General features: G+C 69.6%; 18 protein-coding genes. 13 read left to right on the top strand and 5 right to left on the bottom strand.

The annotated features are described in order from the left end of the window. Positions 1-67: 67 nt before the first annotated feature. Positions 68-1831 (top strand): lysine--tRNA ligase, encoded by a 1764-nt coding sequence (gene lysS, locus ACV530_RS29370; RefSeq protein ID WP_494335673.1) that lies wholly within the window; start codon positions 68-70, stop codon positions 1829-1831. 75 nt (positions 1832-1906) lie between these two features. On the opposite strand, the gene ACV530_RS29365 is transcribed toward lysS, so the two are convergent. Further along, complete coding sequence (locus ACV530_RS29365) at positions 1907-2617, bottom strand: DUF3558 domain-containing protein (RefSeq protein ID WP_494335672.1); 711 nt, start codon at positions 2615-2617, stop codon at positions 1907-1909. Between the two features lie 64 nt (positions 2618-2681). Continuing rightward, positions 2682-3584, bottom strand: a complete 903-nt coding sequence (locus ACV530_RS29360) for a hypothetical protein (RefSeq protein ID WP_494335671.1) — start codon at positions 3582-3584, stop codon at positions 2682-2684. Between the two features lie 161 nt (positions 3585-3745). On the opposite strand from ACV530_RS29360, the gene ACV530_RS29355 reads away from it, so the two are divergent. Further along, positions 3746-4939: an RtcB family protein gene (locus ACV530_RS29355; protein ID WP_494335670.1), complete on the top strand. Its 1194-nt coding sequence runs from the start codon at positions 3746-3748 to the stop codon at positions 4937-4939. Between the two features lie 32 nt (positions 4940-4971). On the opposite strand, the gene ACV530_RS29350 is transcribed toward ACV530_RS29355, so the two are convergent. Genes ACV530_RS29350 through ACV530_RS29340 form a run of 3 tightly spaced genes read right to left on the bottom strand, consistent with a single transcriptional unit; the run spans position 4972 to position 6713 of the window. Further along, on the bottom strand, positions 4972-5715 hold the full coding sequence (locus ACV530_RS29350) for an SDR family oxidoreductase (protein WP_494335669.1): 744 nt from the start codon (positions 5713-5715) through the stop codon (positions 4972-4974). Between the two features lie 48 nt (positions 5716-5763). After that, positions 5764-6099, bottom strand: coding sequence for a YnfA family protein (locus ACV530_RS29345; protein ID WP_494335668.1), 336 nt, complete (start codon positions 6097-6099; stop codon positions 5764-5766). Between the two features lie 23 nt (positions 6100-6122). Then, positions 6123-6713 (bottom strand): hypothetical protein, encoded by a 591-nt coding sequence (locus tag ACV530_RS29340; protein WP_494335667.1) that lies wholly within the window; start codon positions 6711-6713, stop codon positions 6123-6125. A 640-nt stretch (positions 6714-7353) separates the two neighbouring features. Between ACV530_RS29340 and ACV530_RS29335 the strand changes: the two genes are divergently transcribed. The 11 genes from ACV530_RS29335 to ACV530_RS29285 all read left to right on the top strand — a co-directional run bounded on the left by ACV530_RS29335 (position 7354) and on the right by ACV530_RS29285 (position 16073). Next, positions 7354-7650 carry a response regulator transcription factor gene (locus ACV530_RS29335; RefSeq protein ID WP_494335666.1) on the top strand — a complete coding sequence of 99 codons (297 nt, stop codon included), beginning with the start codon at positions 7354-7356 and terminating at the stop codon, positions 7648-7650. 61 nt (positions 7651-7711) lie between these two features. Further along, a complete protein-coding gene (locus tag ACV530_RS29330) occupies positions 7712-8044 on the top strand; it encodes a hypothetical protein (protein ID WP_494335665.1) in 333 nt (110 codons plus the stop codon). Positions 8045-8147: 103 nt separating this feature from the next. Continuing rightward, positions 8148-8864: an ABC transporter ATP-binding protein gene (locus tag ACV530_RS29325; RefSeq protein WP_494335664.1), complete on the top strand. Its 717-nt coding sequence runs from the start codon at positions 8148-8150 to the stop codon at positions 8862-8864. Next, entirely contained in the window at positions 8852-10393 is a 1542-nt protein-coding gene (locus ACV530_RS29320) for a hypothetical protein (RefSeq protein WP_494335663.1), read from the top strand. The genes ACV530_RS29325 and ACV530_RS29320 overlap by 13 nt, the downstream gene beginning before the upstream one ends. Next, positions 10356-10607: a hypothetical protein gene (locus ACV530_RS29315; RefSeq protein WP_494335662.1), complete on the top strand. Its 252-nt coding sequence runs from the start codon at positions 10356-10358 to the stop codon at positions 10605-10607. The genes ACV530_RS29320 and ACV530_RS29315 overlap by 38 nt, the downstream gene beginning before the upstream one ends. Beyond that, positions 10576-11109: a hypothetical protein gene (locus tag ACV530_RS29310; RefSeq protein ID WP_494335661.1), complete on the top strand. Its 534-nt coding sequence runs from the start codon at positions 10576-10578 to the stop codon at positions 11107-11109. The genes ACV530_RS29315 and ACV530_RS29310 overlap by 32 nt, the downstream gene beginning before the upstream one ends. Before the next feature lie 209 nt (positions 11110-11318). After that, the gene (hemL, locus tag ACV530_RS29305; RefSeq protein ID WP_494335691.1) at positions 11319-12635 is read left to right on the top strand and encodes a glutamate-1-semialdehyde 2,1-aminomutase; all 1317 of its coding nucleotides are present in this window, start codon (positions 11319-11321) and stop codon (positions 12633-12635) included. 2 nt (positions 12636-12637) lie between these two features. After that, complete coding sequence (locus tag ACV530_RS29300) at positions 12638-13324, top strand: histidine phosphatase family protein (RefSeq protein ID WP_494335660.1); 687 nt, start codon at positions 12638-12640, stop codon at positions 13322-13324. A gap of 104 nt (positions 13325-13428) precedes the next feature. Next, positions 13429-14610, top strand: a complete 1182-nt coding sequence (locus ACV530_RS29295; protein ID WP_494335659.1) for a polysaccharide deacetylase family protein — start codon at positions 13429-13431, stop codon at positions 14608-14610. A 58-nt stretch (positions 14611-14668) separates the two neighbouring features. Further along, positions 14669-15289, top strand: coding sequence for a TlpA family protein disulfide reductase (locus ACV530_RS29290; RefSeq protein ID WP_494335658.1), 621 nt, complete (start codon positions 14669-14671; stop codon positions 15287-15289). A gap of 22 nt (positions 15290-15311) precedes the next feature. After that, on the top strand, positions 15312-16073 hold the full coding sequence (locus ACV530_RS29285; RefSeq protein ID WP_494335690.1) for a cytochrome c biogenesis CcdA family protein: 762 nt from the start codon (positions 15312-15314) through the stop codon (positions 16071-16073). Positions 16074-16075 lie beyond the last annotated feature (2 nt).

The raw sequence follows: 16075 nt of genomic DNA, 5'->3' as shown, positions 1-16075 counted from the left end.
GGCTTCACGTGCAAATCCACGCCCTCGGGCAACCCCGAGGCCACCTGCGTCGTCTGGGACAATGGTCATGCCAGACCGTGAGGAAGGAAGTGCCGTGGCTCAGGCTCAGAGCACCGAGGCCGACTGGGTCTCCCGTTTCGCCGACGAGGTCATCGCCGAAGGCGAGCGCCGCGCCCCCGGGAAACCGATCGTCGTCGCGTCGGGCCTGTCCCCGTCCGGCCCGATCCACCTGGGCAACCTCCGCGAGGTCATGACCCCCCACCTGGTGGCCGACGAGATCCGCCGCCGTGGGTTCGAGGTCCGTCACCTGATCTCCTGGGACGACTACGACCGCTACCGCAAGGTCCCGGCCGGCGTCCCCGGCATCGACGAGAGCTGGGCCGAGCACATCGGCAAGCCGCTGACCTCCGTCCCGGCCCCGGCCGGCTCGGCGTACCCGAACTGGGCCGAGCACTTCAAGGCCGCCATGGTCGCGTCGCTGGCCGAACTCGGCGTCGAGTACGACCCGATCAGCCAGACCCAGATGTACACCTCCGGCGCCTACCGCGAGCAGGTCCTGCACGCGATGAAGCACCGCGGCGACATCGACGCGATCCTCGACCAGTACCGGACGAAGGACAAGGCCACCGGCAAGCCGAAGGCCAAGCAGCAGAAGCCCGTCGACGAGGCCGAGCTCGAGGCCGCCGAGGGCTCCGGCGCCGCCGGCGAGGACGACGGCAGCGGCTCCGGCGCGGGCTACTTCCCGTACAAGCCGTACTGCGGCGTGTGCGAGCGCGACCTGACCACCGTCACCGCCTACGACGACGACACCACCGAGCTCGCCTACACCTGCGTGTGCGGCCACTCGGAGACCGTCGTGCTGCGCGAGTTCGACCGCGGCAAGCTGGTCTGGAAGGTCGACTGGCCGATGCGCTGGGCGTACGAGGGCGTCGTCTTCGAGCCCTCCGGCGTCGACCACTCCTCGCCCGGCTCCTCGTTCGTCGTCGGCGGGCAGATCGTCCGCAAGGTCTTCGACGGCGAGCAGCCCATCGGCCCGATGTACGCCTTCGTCGGCATCAGCGGCATGGCCAAGATGTCCTCCTCCAAGGGCGGCGTGCCCACCCCGGGCGACGCGCTGAAGATCATGGAGGCGCCGCTGCTGCGCTGGCTCTACGCCCGCCGCAAGCCCAACCAGTCCTTCAAGATCGCCTTCGACCAGGAGATCCAGCGCCTCTACGACGAGTGGGACAAGCTCGAGGCCAAGGTCGCCGACGGCAGCGTGCTGCCGGCCGACGCCGCCGCGCACGCGCGTGCCGCCCGCACCGCCGCCGGTGAGCTGCCGCGCACCCCGCGCCCGCTCCCGTACCGCACGCTCGCCTCGGTCGTCGACATCACCGCCGGCGCCGAGGAGCAGACGCTGCGCATCCTCGGCGACCTCGACCCGGCCAACCCGGTCGCCTCGCTCGAGGAGACCCGGCCCCGGCTCGACCGCGCCGAGTACTGGATCAACACCCAGGTCCCGGCCGACCAGCGCACCATCGTCCGCTCCGAGCCCGACACCGAGACGCTCGCCACGCTCGACGAGCAGGCGCGCGAATCCCTGCGGCTGCTGCTCGAGGGCCTCGACACGCACTGGTCGCTCGACGGCCTGACCACGCTCGTCTACGGCGTGCCCAAGGTCCAGGCCGGGCTCGAGCCCGACGCCAAGCCCACCCCCGAGCTCAAGGTCGCCCAGCGCTCCTTCTTCGCGCTGCTCTACCACCTGCTCGTCGGGCGCGACACCGGCCCGCGTCTGCCCACGCTGCTCCTCGCGGTGGGTGCGGACCGGGTGCGCAAGCTGCTCGCCGCGTAACCGCGTATACGAGCGCGTACGACGAAGGGGGCCGCCCGCGGGCGGCCCCCTTCTCGTCGTTCTCGGCGTTCTCCGCTACTTCTTGTTCGCGTCCTTGACCGAGCTGACGGCGTCCTTGGCCGCGGCCTGCGCGTCCTTCATCATGTCGCCGGCGTCGGGCGCCTTCGCGCCCTGGTAGCCCGTACCGCTGTACTTGAGGGTCACCACGACATTGCCGATCCGGGCGATGACGGTCTCGTTCTTGAACTCGTCGCCGTCCTTCTTGGACACCGTGGCCACCGTGCTCGCCCAGTCGCCGATGCCGGCGGCCTTCGCGGTCTTGGCGTCCTTGGCGCCGTCCTCCGTGGTGGCGGACTTCACCTGCTGCTCCGCGTACTCCTGGGCACGCTTGTCGCCCGAGCCGAGGGTCGGGTCGGAGGCGAGGTTGTTGAAGGAGACGTTCAGGAAGCGGAACTGCAGGTCGTTGGGGTCCTCGTCGTTCAGGCCGTTCCAGGAGCAGCCGCCGATCAGCGGCTCGCCCTCCTTCTTCTTGACCTTCGGGACCAGGTTGTCGATCGTCTTCCCCGGCAGCGACTTGCACGGGTCGGGCAGCTTCGGGTACTTCACCGCGGCGACCGAGGGGGTGGCGGACGCGGACGTCGACGCGGACGGCGCCGACGACGGAGTGCTCGAGCTCTTCTTGGCGCCCGACTCGGAGCCCCCACCGCATCCGGTGGCGACGAGCATCACCGGTACTGCGGCGCAGGCGAGGATTCGGGCGAGTCGCGGGGCTGTTCGTCGGTGCATGGGTCCTTCGCTCATTCGGTGAGGCGGCAGGGTCGTGTGTTCCTCCCTACGCGCACGGTAATGGCTAGTTGCCGAAGTGTCCCGCATCGAGTTCACGGGCCAGGGCGTGTGCCTTGCGCTGCAGATCCTCGCTGCTGGGGAGGTGCCGCTTGTCGGTCGGCCACTGGTCGTAGGCGATGGAGACCAGGATGTTCGCCGACCGGAAGACAACCTTGATGTCGCGGTGCACGCCGCCGCCCGTGCTCGGCAGCTTGTCGTCGATGAACGCTTCGTCGCCCAGGTCGTCCAGGGCACGCGGCGCCAGGTCCGGCCCGCCCGAGGGCGTCCCGCTCGGGGCCGTCCCGCTCGGGGCCGTCCCGCTCGGGGCCGTCGGCGAGGCCGACGGCTCCACGGTGCGCCCCGGCGTGCCGGCCGCCTTCGGGTCGTTGCCGGTCGCCCCGGCCGAGGGCGTCGCCGAGGAGGCGGATGCCGAGGGGGTGGCGGAGGGGGAGGCGGAGGCGGAGGGGGAGGACGTGGGGATGTGCGCGGCGTCGGCCTGGAACCGGTAGAGCTCCTGCGCCCGGTCGTCGTCGCTGACCCCCGGCTGGTAGGAGACGACGCGCTCGAAGTCGATCGCCAGGTGCCGGGTGCCGTCCGGCGTCTCCTGCTTCCAGCGGCAGCCGACGCGGCGGTCGGTGTCGTAGGTGATGGTGGCCTGGCCGCGGTAGAGCTTGTCGGCTTCCTGCTCGCCGAGGTCGTCGTCGGAGGGCAGCAGCTTGCGCAGCATGTCCTTGCTCACGTAGCCGCAGGGCTCGGGGAGGTTGTGGTACTTGCCCGGCTGTGCGGGGGCCGAGGCGATATCGCCCTGGCCCGGCTTCGGGTCGTCGGACCCGCTGCCCGAACCGGAGCCCGAGCCGCATCCGGCGAGGCCCGCCGCGAGTACGGCCGTGGCCAGTGCGGCTGCCGGTGCGTACGCCCTTCGCTGCACGGTCCGAGGTTCCTTTCGCCCGAAAACTGGTTGCCGCCCCGGGGCGGCCGCTGGACACAATGTGTACCGCACGCGCCGCCCGGCCGCTGGTCCGCTGTCGTGAATCAGGTGATTGGTCCGGCTTTTGCGTTATCTGGTTATTCCGGGGGAATGAGGACCATATGGGTTACACCGAGCTGCCTGGTGCCCGGGTGCCGATCCGCATGTGGGCGGATCCGGCCTCGGTGGAGGACGTCGCCATGCAGCAGCTGAGGAACGTCACCACGCTGCCGTGGGTCGAGGGGCTCGCCGTGATGCCCGACGTCCACTTCGGCAAGGGGGCGACGGTCGGCTCGGTGATCGCCATGCGGGGCGCGGTGTGCCCGGCGGCGGTGGGCGTGGACATCGGCTGCGGCATGTCCGCGGTGAAGACCTCCCTCACGGCGAACGACCTGCCGGGCGATCTGTCCCGGCTGCGCTCGAAGATCGAGGAAGCGATACCGGTGGGCTTCGCCATGCACGACGACGCGGTGGACCCGCGCCGCCTGCACGGCCTCCCGACGGCGGGCTGGGACGACTTCTGGGCGCGGTTCCAGGGGGTCGCGGACGCGGTGAAGTTCCGGCAGAGCCGGGCGCTGAAGCAGATGGGGACGCTGGGCGGAGGGAACCACTTCATCGAGTTCTGCCTCGACGACGACGGCGTCGTCTGGCTGATGCTGCACTCCGGCTCCCGCAACATCGGCAAGGAACTGGCCGAGTACCACATCGGCGAGGCCCGCAAGCTGTCGCACAACCAGGGGCTGGTCGACCGCGACCTCGCCGTCTTCCTCGCCGACACCCCACAGATGGCCGCCTACCGGCACGACCTGTTCTGGGCCCAGGAGTACGCGCGGCACAACCGCGAGGTCATGATGGGCCTCTTCCAGGATGTGGTCCGCAAGGAGTTCAAGAAGGCCGGAGTGACCTTCGAGCCGGTGATCTCCTGCCACCACAACTACGTGGCCGAGGAGACCTACGAGGGCGTGGAGCTGCTGGTCACCCGCAAGGGAGCGATCCGCGCGGGCGGCGGCGAGTACGGCATCATCCCCGGCTCGATGGGCACGGGCTCGTACATCGTGCGTGGTCTCGGCAACCCCGAGTCCTTCAACTCCGCCTCGCACGGCGCCGGCCGCCGGATGAGCCGCAACCAGGCGAAGAAGCGCTTCACCGAGCAGGACCTGGCGGATCAGACGCGGGGCGTGGAGTGCCGCAAGGACCGCGGTGTGGTCGACGAGATTCCCGCCGCCTACAAGCCGATCGAGCAGGTCATGGAGCAGCAGCGGGATCTCGTCGAGGTGGCGGCCCATCTCAAGCAGATCATCTGCGTGAAGGGCTGACGGCCGCGGCCGTCAGAGCCGTTGACGGTGCGTCAGCCCTTGCGGTGGACCTTGTAGTTGGAGGCCTGGGCGCGGGGGCGCAGGACCAGCAGGTCGACGTTGACGTGGGCGGGGCGGGTGACGGCCCAGCCGATGGTGTCGGCGACGTCCTCCGCCGTGAGCGGCTCGTCGACGCCCGCGTAGACGGCGGCGGCCCTGTCCTCGTCGCCGCGGAAGCGGTTGGCCGCGAACTCCTCGGTCTTGACCATGCCGGGGGCGATCTCGATGATGCGCACCGGCTGTCCGCACAGCTCGAGCCGCAGGGTCTCGGCGATGACGTGGGCGCCGTGCTTGGCGGCGACGTAGCCGCCGCCGCCCTCGTAGGTGCCGAGGCCCGCGGTGGAGGAGAGGACGACCACCGTGCCGTCGCCGCTCGCGGTGAGGGCGGGGAGCAGGGCCTGGGTGGTGTTGAGCACGCCGAGGACGTTGACCTCGTACATCGCGCGCCAGTCGGCCGGGTCGGCGGTGGCGACGGGGTCGGTGCCGATGGCGCCGCCCGCGTTGTTGACCAGGACGTCACAGCGGTCGAGCGAGGCGGCGAAGGCGTCGACGGCGGCGCGGTCGGTGACGTCGAGGGCGTGGGCCGTGGCGCCCTCGAGCTCGGCGGCCAGGGCGTCGATGCGGTCCTTGCGGCGGGCGGTGAGCACGACGCGGTAACCGGCGGCGGCCAGTCGGCGGGCGGTGGCGGCACCGATGCCGCTGCTGGCGCCGGTGATGACTGCGGTGCGGGTGCTCATGGCGTGCCTCCTGATGCGTACGGGCTGTTGCGCGCAGGATATGCGGGGTCAGTGACCCCGTGGCGCGTACATGATCACTGCCACACCGGCGAGGCAGACGAGCGCCCCGAGTACGTCATATCGGTCCGGCCGGAAGCCGTCGGCGACCATGCCCCAGGCGAGCGAGCCGGCGACGAAGACCCCGCCGTACGCGGCGAGGATCCGGCCGAAGTGCGCGTCGGGCTGGAGGGTGGCCACGAAGCCGTACGCGCCGAGCGCGATCACGCCGGCGCCGATCCACGCCCAGCCCCTGTTCTCGCGCACCCCCTGCCAGACGAGCCAGGCACCGCCGATCTCGAGCAGGGCGGCGAGGAGGAAGAGGGCGATGGAGCGGGCGATGAGCATGGGTTCCTGGGGCTTGAGGACTTTCAGGGCCAGACGAGACAGTAGGCCTGGTGGCCCGCCTCGTGCAGCCGGTGGGAGAAGTCCTGCCACTCGTGCAGCAGCCGGTACACCGTGAACGCGTCACGCGGGCCGCCCCGGTCGGGGACGGTGGACCAGATGAACGCCGCGGCGCCCACGGACTCCTCGCCGATGCCGCGCAGCGGGTCGACCACGGTCATGGGGAGCTTGACGACAGCGTAATCGGGGTGGAGGACGACCAGCTCCAGGGGCGGGACCTTGTGCAGGGGTATGCCCTGGATGCCGGTGAGGACCATCGCGGCCACCGTCTCCGGCTTGATCCTGGTGAACATGCCGCCCATGCCCAGCTCGTCACCGCCGAGCTCCTCGGGGCGCATGGAGATGGGCACGCGGGCCGCCGTGGCACCGTTGGGCGCACCGAAGTACTTGTAGGTCACCCCCACGCGGCCACTCCCCATCGTGCTGTTCCCCATCGTGCTGTGCTCCCCGGGAGCCCCGGGCCGTTCCTCCCGCCGGTGCCGGCCCCTCCGGGGCCGCTGTGCACGCTCGGGGCCCAGGTCATCGGTGCCCTCGCCGAGTTCGCCACCGCGCTGCATATCTCCACCCGATCGCTTTCCACGCAGCACAGCCCCCGCCGCGCAACCCGATCATCGTCTCAGAGACCTCCCCCGTGGAAGGCCTGCGAAACGCCCGGACGCGTGTGTCCACGGGGCTCTGAGACCATGGCCAGCGTGAGCTGCCCGTGTGAAGCGCAGCTTCATGCCATTGGGTAGCCAGCCTAGCCGTCTGGCGCGTGAGGACGGCCCGGCAGGAAACAGCCCACCGGGCCGTCCTCACGTTATGTTCCGCCTCAGAAGCTGCGTGCCAGGGGGAGCGGACGTAGCCGCTTGTGCCTCTTTCGCCCGTGCCCCGTCCGCCGGGGCCGTGGTGACCGGCCTGGGCCGCGGGCCCGGGGGTGCGGCTCGTCGACAGGACGCAGGACGCCGCCGGTCGGGCCGCCATCGTCCGGTGCGCCGTGGGCGACCGCAAGAGGGAACTGCCGGACGGCAGGCGGAACCGAGCGGGCGGCGGGAAGTCGTGAGTGGCCAAGTAACGGAGGGGCTTTACGAGTTCTTGACCTGTTGGTTTGGTCATGCCTATGGTGACAGCCGCGATCGGCGGCTCCGGCCAAACCGCCTGGATCGTGTTGAGTCGAACGGGGGCAGGCGGGTTACTGCCGCTACGGGGAGATCGAGATTGAACCTGTCATCAGAAAGAGATGCCGAACGCGAAGAGGCCCATGTCTGCGGTGCTCCGGCATGGGTGCGTGACGCGGACCTGTCTCTTTTGACCGCACGCGAACGTGAAGTCCTCTTCGCGCTGGGCGACTGTCTGTCGAACGCCGTCATAGCGGGCCGCTGGTTCGTGGCGGAGCGAACGGTCAAGAAGCATGTCACCAGCGTCTTCAGCAAGTTGGAGATCTCCTCGCGGGCGGAAGCGGCCGTCATAGCGACATACAGGAAGTGCGCCGTATGGTGCCCCTCAGGACACTAGTCCCCTTTTTGGGGACGTGACATCTTCTCTGGGTCAACGTCAACCACAGGGGAGAACAACTGTGCCTGCGTCAACTCTGGTACGGGAAACCGAAATCGCCGCCGGGCCGGTGGCGGCGAAGGCCGTCAGCGCTTACACATCCGCGTCGATCGGCGCGTACGTGGTGGCGGCCACGGCGCCCCAGCGCGCCATTTCGTCGATCAGGGCGAAGGTCGACAGGGGGCTCGTCCGCTACGACGCCTGGTTCCTGATATTCACCGCTGTCATCCTCGGCCTGGGTGCCTCCATCTTCGCCGGGCTGGTTGTCTGGTGTGTGGTGAAGCAGAACAAGAAGTTCACCGGCTCCTGGTCCTTCAAGGACTACGGCCTGAAGGTCAGCGCCGAATGCAAGTAGCCGTCTGGCTGCTGTGATTGCAAGGCGCCCGGGAAGTCCGGTGGTACCCGGGCTTCCCGGGCACCGCCCTGATCGACGGACTTGGTAAAGGACCAACGCGATAGTGTCTCTCCTGAAAGTCAACGACGTCAGCTACTCCTATGACGGAATTGTCAACGTCCTGTTGGACGTGTCCTTCACGGTTGAGGAAGGCACGATTGTCGGGCTCGTGGGCCCCAATGGCTCCGGCAAGTCCACACTGATCAAGAACATCTTCGACCTCGTGCGCCTTCAGTCGGGGACCATCGGGATCGGGGGCCATGAGCACGCGCGGCCCGAGGCGAAGCGGCTGTGCATGTACCTGTCCAGCAATGACTACCTTCCCGAGTTCCTCACCGCCCGCGAATACCTCTCCATGATGGGCAAGTTGTTCGGCATCGATGTCGACCACGATGAAGCCATCGGTCTGTTCCGCAAGTTCTCCATGGACGGCCGCTACGACGACCTCATCGAGGACTACTCGCACGGCATGCGCAAGAAGACGCAGCTGGTGTCCGCGCTCGTCATCCGTCCGCCGCTGACCGTCATCGACGAGACCCTCAACGGCATCGACCTCGAAGCGCTGCACCTGGCCGAGAAGGAATTCAGGCGGGTCCGTGACGAGGGCCGCTCGATCCTGCTGTGCACGCACGACTTCGCCGTGCTGGAGCGTCTGTCCGACAGAACCCTCTTCCTCGACCTGGGCCACATGGTGTACGACGAGCCGACGAAGGACCTGGTCGAAGAACACGGATCACTGTCCGCCATGGTGTTCGACTACCTCGAAACGTGCTGGCGATGACGGCGGTACGGCTGAGGCAGTCCGCGACCTTGGCCCGGATGCTTCTCGTCTTCTTCCGCCGCCGGGTACTGCGGGCCGGAGCCCTGAAATCCGCCCCGGTCAGAGTCTTCGTCGCCGTGGCGGCCGTGCTGCTCCTGGCCGCCATGTGCACCGGCTCCTACTTCTTCCTGCGCCCCCTGGCCGACGAAGCGGCCGTGTGGCGACTGCTGTTCGACACCTCGACGGTGTCCCTCGTGCTGTGGGTGCAGATCGCGTTCCTGCTGGTGAAGGTGTTGTTCATCAATGCCGAGGGGATGCTCCGGCTCAGCTATCAGCTGCCGGTCACCAACCGGGAGCGCTCGACGGCGTTCCTCATGTACGAGGTGGTGATGACCGCCACCGTGGCGGCCGTCGGCCTCGTCTCCCTCGCCGTGAGTGCGCTGATCCTCCTCGGCCCGTCCGCGATCGGCCACATCGTCGCCTCGATCGTCCTCCCGGCCGCCCTGACCTATCTGGCACTGTCCGTCCTGTACCAGCTGCTGACCCGGCTGTGGATGCTGATCGGGCTCAGCCGGATGGCGGGCATCCTCAACGCGCTCGCCCTGTTCGCGCTGCTGGCGTACTACAGCGCGCGGATGACACCGATGATCCAGGGCTTCTCCGGCGCGTACCTGAGCAAGCGGACCGCGTACACGTGGGCCACGTCGGTGTCCTGGGTCTGGAACGAACACGGGCCCTGGACCGCCCTGGCCGCCGCGATGGCATTGTCGGCCGTGCTCGTGGCCCTGGTCTTCGCGCTCGCCCCCAACCAGCACGTACGTCAGTCCCGCTACCTGAAACTTCCCGGAAGCGTACGGCTGCGAGGCGTTCTCGGGCCCTACGACTGGTGTCTGCTGCGCAGCGCGCAGACCGTGGCCGCCGCCGCCATGACACTGGCCCTGTTCGCCTACCTGCTGCTGGCCGAACCCTCGGTGAATCCCCTGTGGGCCCTCGCCGCCCTGTCCTTCGGCGGCCTGTACCAGTTCACCGCCACCCAGCGGCTGCGGGTGCTGCCCGGCGCGCAGGAACCGGCCTGGCGGGTCTACGTACGACTCATCAGGGCGCAGCTGGTCCTGCTCGCCGTGTTCGCCGTGCCCGCTCTCGCGATCACGGTGGCGGTCCACCCGGGCCGGCTCCTCTCCAGCGGGGTGGCGCTGGCGTCCTGCCTGGGCGGAGCGGTCATGACCACGTGCATCAGCATCGTGTTCCCGGCGGAGAAGGACAACCCGTTCTCCGTGTTCCTGGGGCTGTCCGTGGTCATCGTCGTCGCGGGCGTGTCAGTGATCGGGCTGGGCCTGCTCAGTCTCCCGCCCTGGGCGGTGGTGGGCTGCCTTGCCGGGGCGGCCGTCGCGTTCGTCTGGTACGCGGTGCAAGGAATCCACACAAGCGAGTCGAGGAGAAGGAATGTTCAAGGCACGGTCGGTAGTGACGTCCGCCATCGGGGCCGCGCTGCTGACGCTGGGCACCATAGCGGTGACCCTGCTCACCCTCATGTTCTCCACGGGCACTGACGAGGTCGTCGAACGAGAGGCGTTCTTCGGATCGATGGTCTTCGAGACGGTGAAGAAGGACGACGGAGCGCTGGGCATCACTACGGGTGTCGAGAACCCGGTCCCGCTCATCGTCCTGTTCCTCGTGCTCACCGTCGTCCTGACGATGATTCAGACAAGCTACCGGGGGTTGAAGCAGCGCCGTGAGCAGCTTCTCAACACGTCCGGCGGCTGACCTGAAGGTCCGCGTCGTCGCCTGGGCGGTGGCCGCTCAGGTATGGCCGTTGCTGGCATGCGCCGGTGTCCTCCAGGTCGTGGCTCTGGCCTGGATGGCGCGCTCCGGTGACCCGGTACCGGCTTCCATGGCGTGGGTGCTGCTGGCCAAGCCGGCCGCCTTGGGACTGGTGGCCTCGTTTGCCCTGCACGAGTCGGCACACGTCCTCGTCCTCAAACGGATCCGCACGGTCACGCATATCGCGATCGAGCGGACAGTGTGGCGCACGTCGGTGATCCCGCGAGGGACCATGACCGCACGGCAGACGGCCGCGGTGGCCCTGGCCGGGCCGTCCGCCTGCGTCGCGGTGGGCACCCTTCTGTGGCTGTCCGGCCCCGGCCGGTCCTTGTCCTGGTGGTACCTCGCGCACACCGTGTTCCTTCTGCCGTTCTTCGGCGACGGCCAGGCTCTTTGGCGCGGCTTCCGGGCACGGGTGCCCCCCTCTCAGGGGCCTTCCGCTTGATTCCCGCCGTGGTCCGGCGGGCGGGGCGCTCTGAAGAAGACGGCCTGGCCTGGCACGTACGCTGTCGGCATGGCAGCAGATGCGTACGCAGGAGGGGCTCCCGGGCGCCCCAGCGAGACTGATCTTGCCGCGCCGGAGGCGTCGGCGCGGGGCACGGCACGGATGATCGGAGCGAGCCGGTGAACGAGTTTCCGCAGGTCAGGGCCGAACTGCCGTTTCCCTATGAAGCACCGGTCTCCCAGACGCTCTTCGAGCGCGCGGCGGTCGTGACGCCCGGTGGCGTGAACTCTCCGGTGCGGGCCTTCAAAGCCGTGGGCGGGACGCCCCGGTTCATGGTGTCCGGTTCCGGCCCGTACCTCACCGACGCGGACGGCCGGGAATACGTGGACCTCGTGTGTTCGTGGGGGCCCATGATCCTGGGCCACGCGCACCCCGAGGTGATCGCGGCCGTGCAGGAGGCCGTCGCGCGCGGCACCTCCTTCGGTACGCCCGGCGAGGGCGAGGTCGCGCTGGCCGAGGAGATCGTCGCCCGTATCGAGCCGGTCGAGCAGGTGCGTCTGGTGTCGTCGGGCACCGAGGCGACCATGTCGGCGATCCGGCTGGCGCGCGGTTTCACCGGCCGCAGCAAGGTGATCAAGTTCGCGGGCTGCTACCACGGGCACGTCGACGCCCTGCTGGCCGCGGCCGGTTCCGGTGTGGCCACGTTCGGGCTGCCGGACACCCCCGGGGTCACGGGCGCGCAGGCCGGGGACACGATCGTGCTCCCGTACAACGACCTCGAGGCGGTGCACGAGGCGTTCCACCGCTTCCCGGGGGAGATCGCCTGTGTGATCACCGAGGCGTCGCCCGGCAACATGGGTGTGGTGCCGCCCCAGCCGGGCTTCAACGCGGGGCTCAAGTCGGCCTGCGAGAAGAACGGCGCGCTGTTCATCTCCGACGAGGTCATGACGGGCTTCCGGGTGAGCCGGGCCGGCTGGTACGGGATCGACGGCGTCCGGCCCGACCTGATGACCTTCGGCAAGGTCATGGGCGGCGGCTTCCCGGCGGCGGCCTTCGGCGGCCGTGCCGACGTGATGGCCCACCTGGCCCCGGCGGGCCCCGTCTACCAGGCGGGCACGCTCTCCGGCAATCCGGTCGCGACGGCGGCGGGCCTGGCCCAGCTGCGGCTGCTGGACGACGCGGCGTACGAGAAGGTGGACGCGGTCTCCGCCGAGATCCGCGGCCTGGTGACCGAGGCACTGGCCAAGGAGGGCGTGGCGCACCGCCTCCAGACGGCGGGCAACATGTTCTCGGTCTTCTTCACGGACCGTGAGGTGACCGACTACGAACTGGCCCGGGCGCAGCAGTCCTTCCGCTTCACCGCCTTCTTCCACTCGATGCTGGCGCAGGGCGTCTATCTGCCGCCGTCGGCCTTCGAGTCGTGGTTCGTCTCGACGGCCCACGACAGCGCGGCGATCGAGCGGGTGGCGGCGGCGCTGCCCGCGGCGGCCCGGGCGGCGGCCGAGGCGACCGAGGAGACGAAGTGAGCATGGCCAAGAGCGACAGCGACATCACCGTCGTCCATGTGATGCGGCACGGCGAGGTGCACAACCCGGACGGCGTGCTCTACGGCCGCAAGCCGGGCTACCACCTGTCGGAGCTGGGGCGTCGGATGGCGGACCGGGTCGCGGAGCACCTGACGGGGCGGGACATCACGTATGTCGTCGCCTCGCCGCTGGAGCGCGCGCAGGAGACGGCGACGCCGATCGCCAAGGCGCACGGGCTGGACCTGGCGACGGACGAGCGGCTGATCGAGGCGGAGAACGTCTTCGAGGGGAAGACCTTCGGGGTGGGCGACGGCGCGCTGCGCAAGCCCGCCAACTGGAAGTACCTGACGAATCCGTTCCGCCCGTCCTGGGGCGAGCCGTATGTCGAGCAGGTCGTGCGGATGATGGGCGCGCTGGACGCGGCGCGCGATGCGGCGCGGGGCCACGAGGCGGTGTGCGTGAGCCACCAGCTGCCGATCTGGATCCTGCGGAGCTTCGCCGAGAAGCGCCGGCTGTGGCACGACCCGCGCAAGCGGCAGTGCACGCTGGCCAGCCTGACGACGTTCACCTACCGGGGCGACCGGATCGTCTCGGTGGGGTACAGCGAGCCGGCCCGTGACCTGGTGCCGAAGCATCTGCTGGCGGGCGCCAAGCCGGTGAAGGGCGGGTCCAAGGCATTCGGGGCGTAAGCCGGTAGTCCGGACCGCCGTACTCGACGCGCCCCCGCACCCGATGTCGTCTTATATGGATGACGTGGTGCGGGGGCGCGTCGAGTACGAGCGGAGACGGCGGCATGCGCGACATCGGTCGGCGGGGGCTGCTCGGCGCCGCCATGGGCGCGGCCGTCGCGAGCTGCTCTCTCACCCCTGGCCCGGACCCGGTGGTCTCGAAGGCGCGGGAGCGGGCCCGGGCCCGGCCGATCGGTGACGGCTCGACGGCCGACGCGGGGCCGCAGCCCAACCAGCCCCCGCCGCCCGAGCGGCTCGAACGGGGGCAGAAACCGCCGCAGTTCGTCGTCTTCTCCTGGGACGGCGCGGGCGAGGTCGGCAACGGGCTCTTCCCGCGGTTCCGCAAGCTCGCCGCGGACCACGGCGCGCGGATGACGTTCTTCCTGACCGGCCTGTACTGCCTGCCCGAGTCCCGCAAGCGGCTGTACGAGCCGCCGAACAACCGCGTCGGTGCCTCCGACATCGGCTACCTCGACGACGAGCACATCCGCCGGACGCTGCACAACGTGCGCGAGGCATGGCTCGAGGGCCACGAGATCGGCACGCACTTCAACGGGCACTTCTGCACGGGCTCGCGGTCCGTGGCCTGGTGGACGCCGAAGCAGTGGGAGTCCGAGATCGAGCAGGCCGTCTCGTTCGTCACCTCGTGGCGGACGAACACCGGGTTCACCGACCTCGACCCGCTGCCCTTCGACTACCGCAAGGAGCTCACCGGCGGGCGCACCCCGTGCCTGCTCGGTCAGCGCAACCTGCTGCCCACGGCCGCGAAGCTCGGCTGGCGGTACGACGCGAGCTCGGTGGGCGGCCTGCAGGAGTGGCCGCACAAGCGGCTGGGGCTGTGGGATCTGCCGCTGCAGCTCATGCCCTTCCCGGGTCACTCCTTCGAGCTGCTGTCCATGGACTACAACCTGCTGGCCAACCAGTCGGGGAGGTCCACGCAGGGCTCGCCGGCCCGCCGTCCGCTCTGGCGGCGGCAGGCGGCCGACGCCTATGTCGCCGGGTTCCGGCGGGCGTACGAGACCAACCGGGCACCGTTCTTCATCGGCAACCACTTCGAGGAGTGGAACGGCGGCATCTACATGGACGCCGTCGAGGAAGCGTTCAAACGCATCGCCGACGAGCGGCACAAGGACGTGCGGCTGGTCTCGTTCCGGCAGCTCGTCGACTGGCTGGACGCCCAGGATCCGGCGGTCCTGGAGGGCTTGCAAAGGCTCAGAGTCGGCGAGAAATGGGCCCCCGTGGCATAGGGCGCGCGCGTCAGGGGGGCGCGGAAGATCCCCAAAAGGGCCATGCGAAACTTTTCACATGAGTGCCTGCCGCGCCGATCGACGCCTTGTGAGCCGCCGTCGCACCACCCGAGCGGCTCTCGGCGCCGCTCTTGTCGCCCTGACGCTGAGCGCCTGCAGTACGGGCACCACGGGAGGCGGGGGCGACACCCAGTTCGTGCAGGGCAAGGGCGGCATCGAGGTCGTCAAGAGCGTGGGCGACCGCAAGGAGGCCCCGGAGCTCTCCGGAGAGACCCTGCAGGGCGAGAAGCTCGACGCCACCCAGAAGTTCAAGGGCAAGATCATTGTCTTCAATGTCTGGGGATCGTGGTGCCCGCCCTGCCGGGCCGAGGCCAAGGGCTTCGGCAAGGTCGCGCGCGACTACAAGAGCAAGGGCGTCGAGTTCGTCGGCCTCAACACCCGGGACCCCAACCGGGCCCCGGCGCTGGCCTTCGAGCGGGAGAACGGTGTCCCGTACCCGAGCATCTACGACTCGGCGGGCAAGCTGATCCTGCGCTTCCCGGCCGGCAGCCTCAACCCGCAGGCCATCCCGTCGACGGTCTTCATCGACCGCGAGGGCAGGATCGCCGCGCGGTCGATCGGGCCGCTGACCGAGGACCAACTGCGGGAGACGCTCGACCCGCTGGTCGCGGAGAAGTGACCCCGTGACCACCACCTCCGCGATGACCGCACTCGCCCTGGGCGACCCCGGACAGACCGTACAGAGCGGGGCGCTGCTGCTGGCGCTGCCCGTGGCGGTGCTCGGCGGGCTCGTCTCCTTCTTCTCGCCGTGCGTGCTGCCGCTCGTACCGGGCTACCTGTCGTACGTCACCGGCGTCGGCGGCGCGGACCTGGCCGAGGCCCGACGGGGCCGGATGGTCGCCGGGGCCTCGCTGTTCATGCTCGGCTTCAGCGCCGTCTTCGTCTCGATGGGGGCGCTCTTCGGCACCTTCGGCACGACGCTGCTGGAGCACAAGGAGACGATACGCACGGTGCTCGGCTCCGTGGTCATCGTGCTCGGCCTGGTCTTCATGGGCCTGCTGAACCGGTTCGGCCAGCGCGAGCTCCGCTTCCACACCCGGCCCGCCATGGGCCTGGCCGGCGCCCCGCTGCTGGGCGTGGTCTTCGGCCTCGGCTGGACGCCCTGCATCGGACCCACGCTCGGCGCCGCGCTGAGCCTCTCCTCCACCCAGGCGAGCGCGGGCCGCGGCGCCCTGCTGACGCTCGCCTACTGCCTGGGCCTCGGCCTGCCGTTCATCCTGGCGGCCATGGCCTTCCGGCGCGCGCTCGGCGCGTTCGGGTGGATCAAGCGGCACTACGCGTGGGTCATGCGGCTCGGCGGCGGCATGCTCGTCGTGGTCGGCGTGCTCCTGGTCACGGGAGCGTGGGACTACTTGGTCCAGTACATGCAGACATGGGCCGGCAACTTCACCCCTGGGATCTGATC

Source organism: Streptomyces sp. SX-6 (genome assembly GCF_059089585.1).
This window is presented reverse-complemented; position numbering and strand designations above follow the sequence as displayed.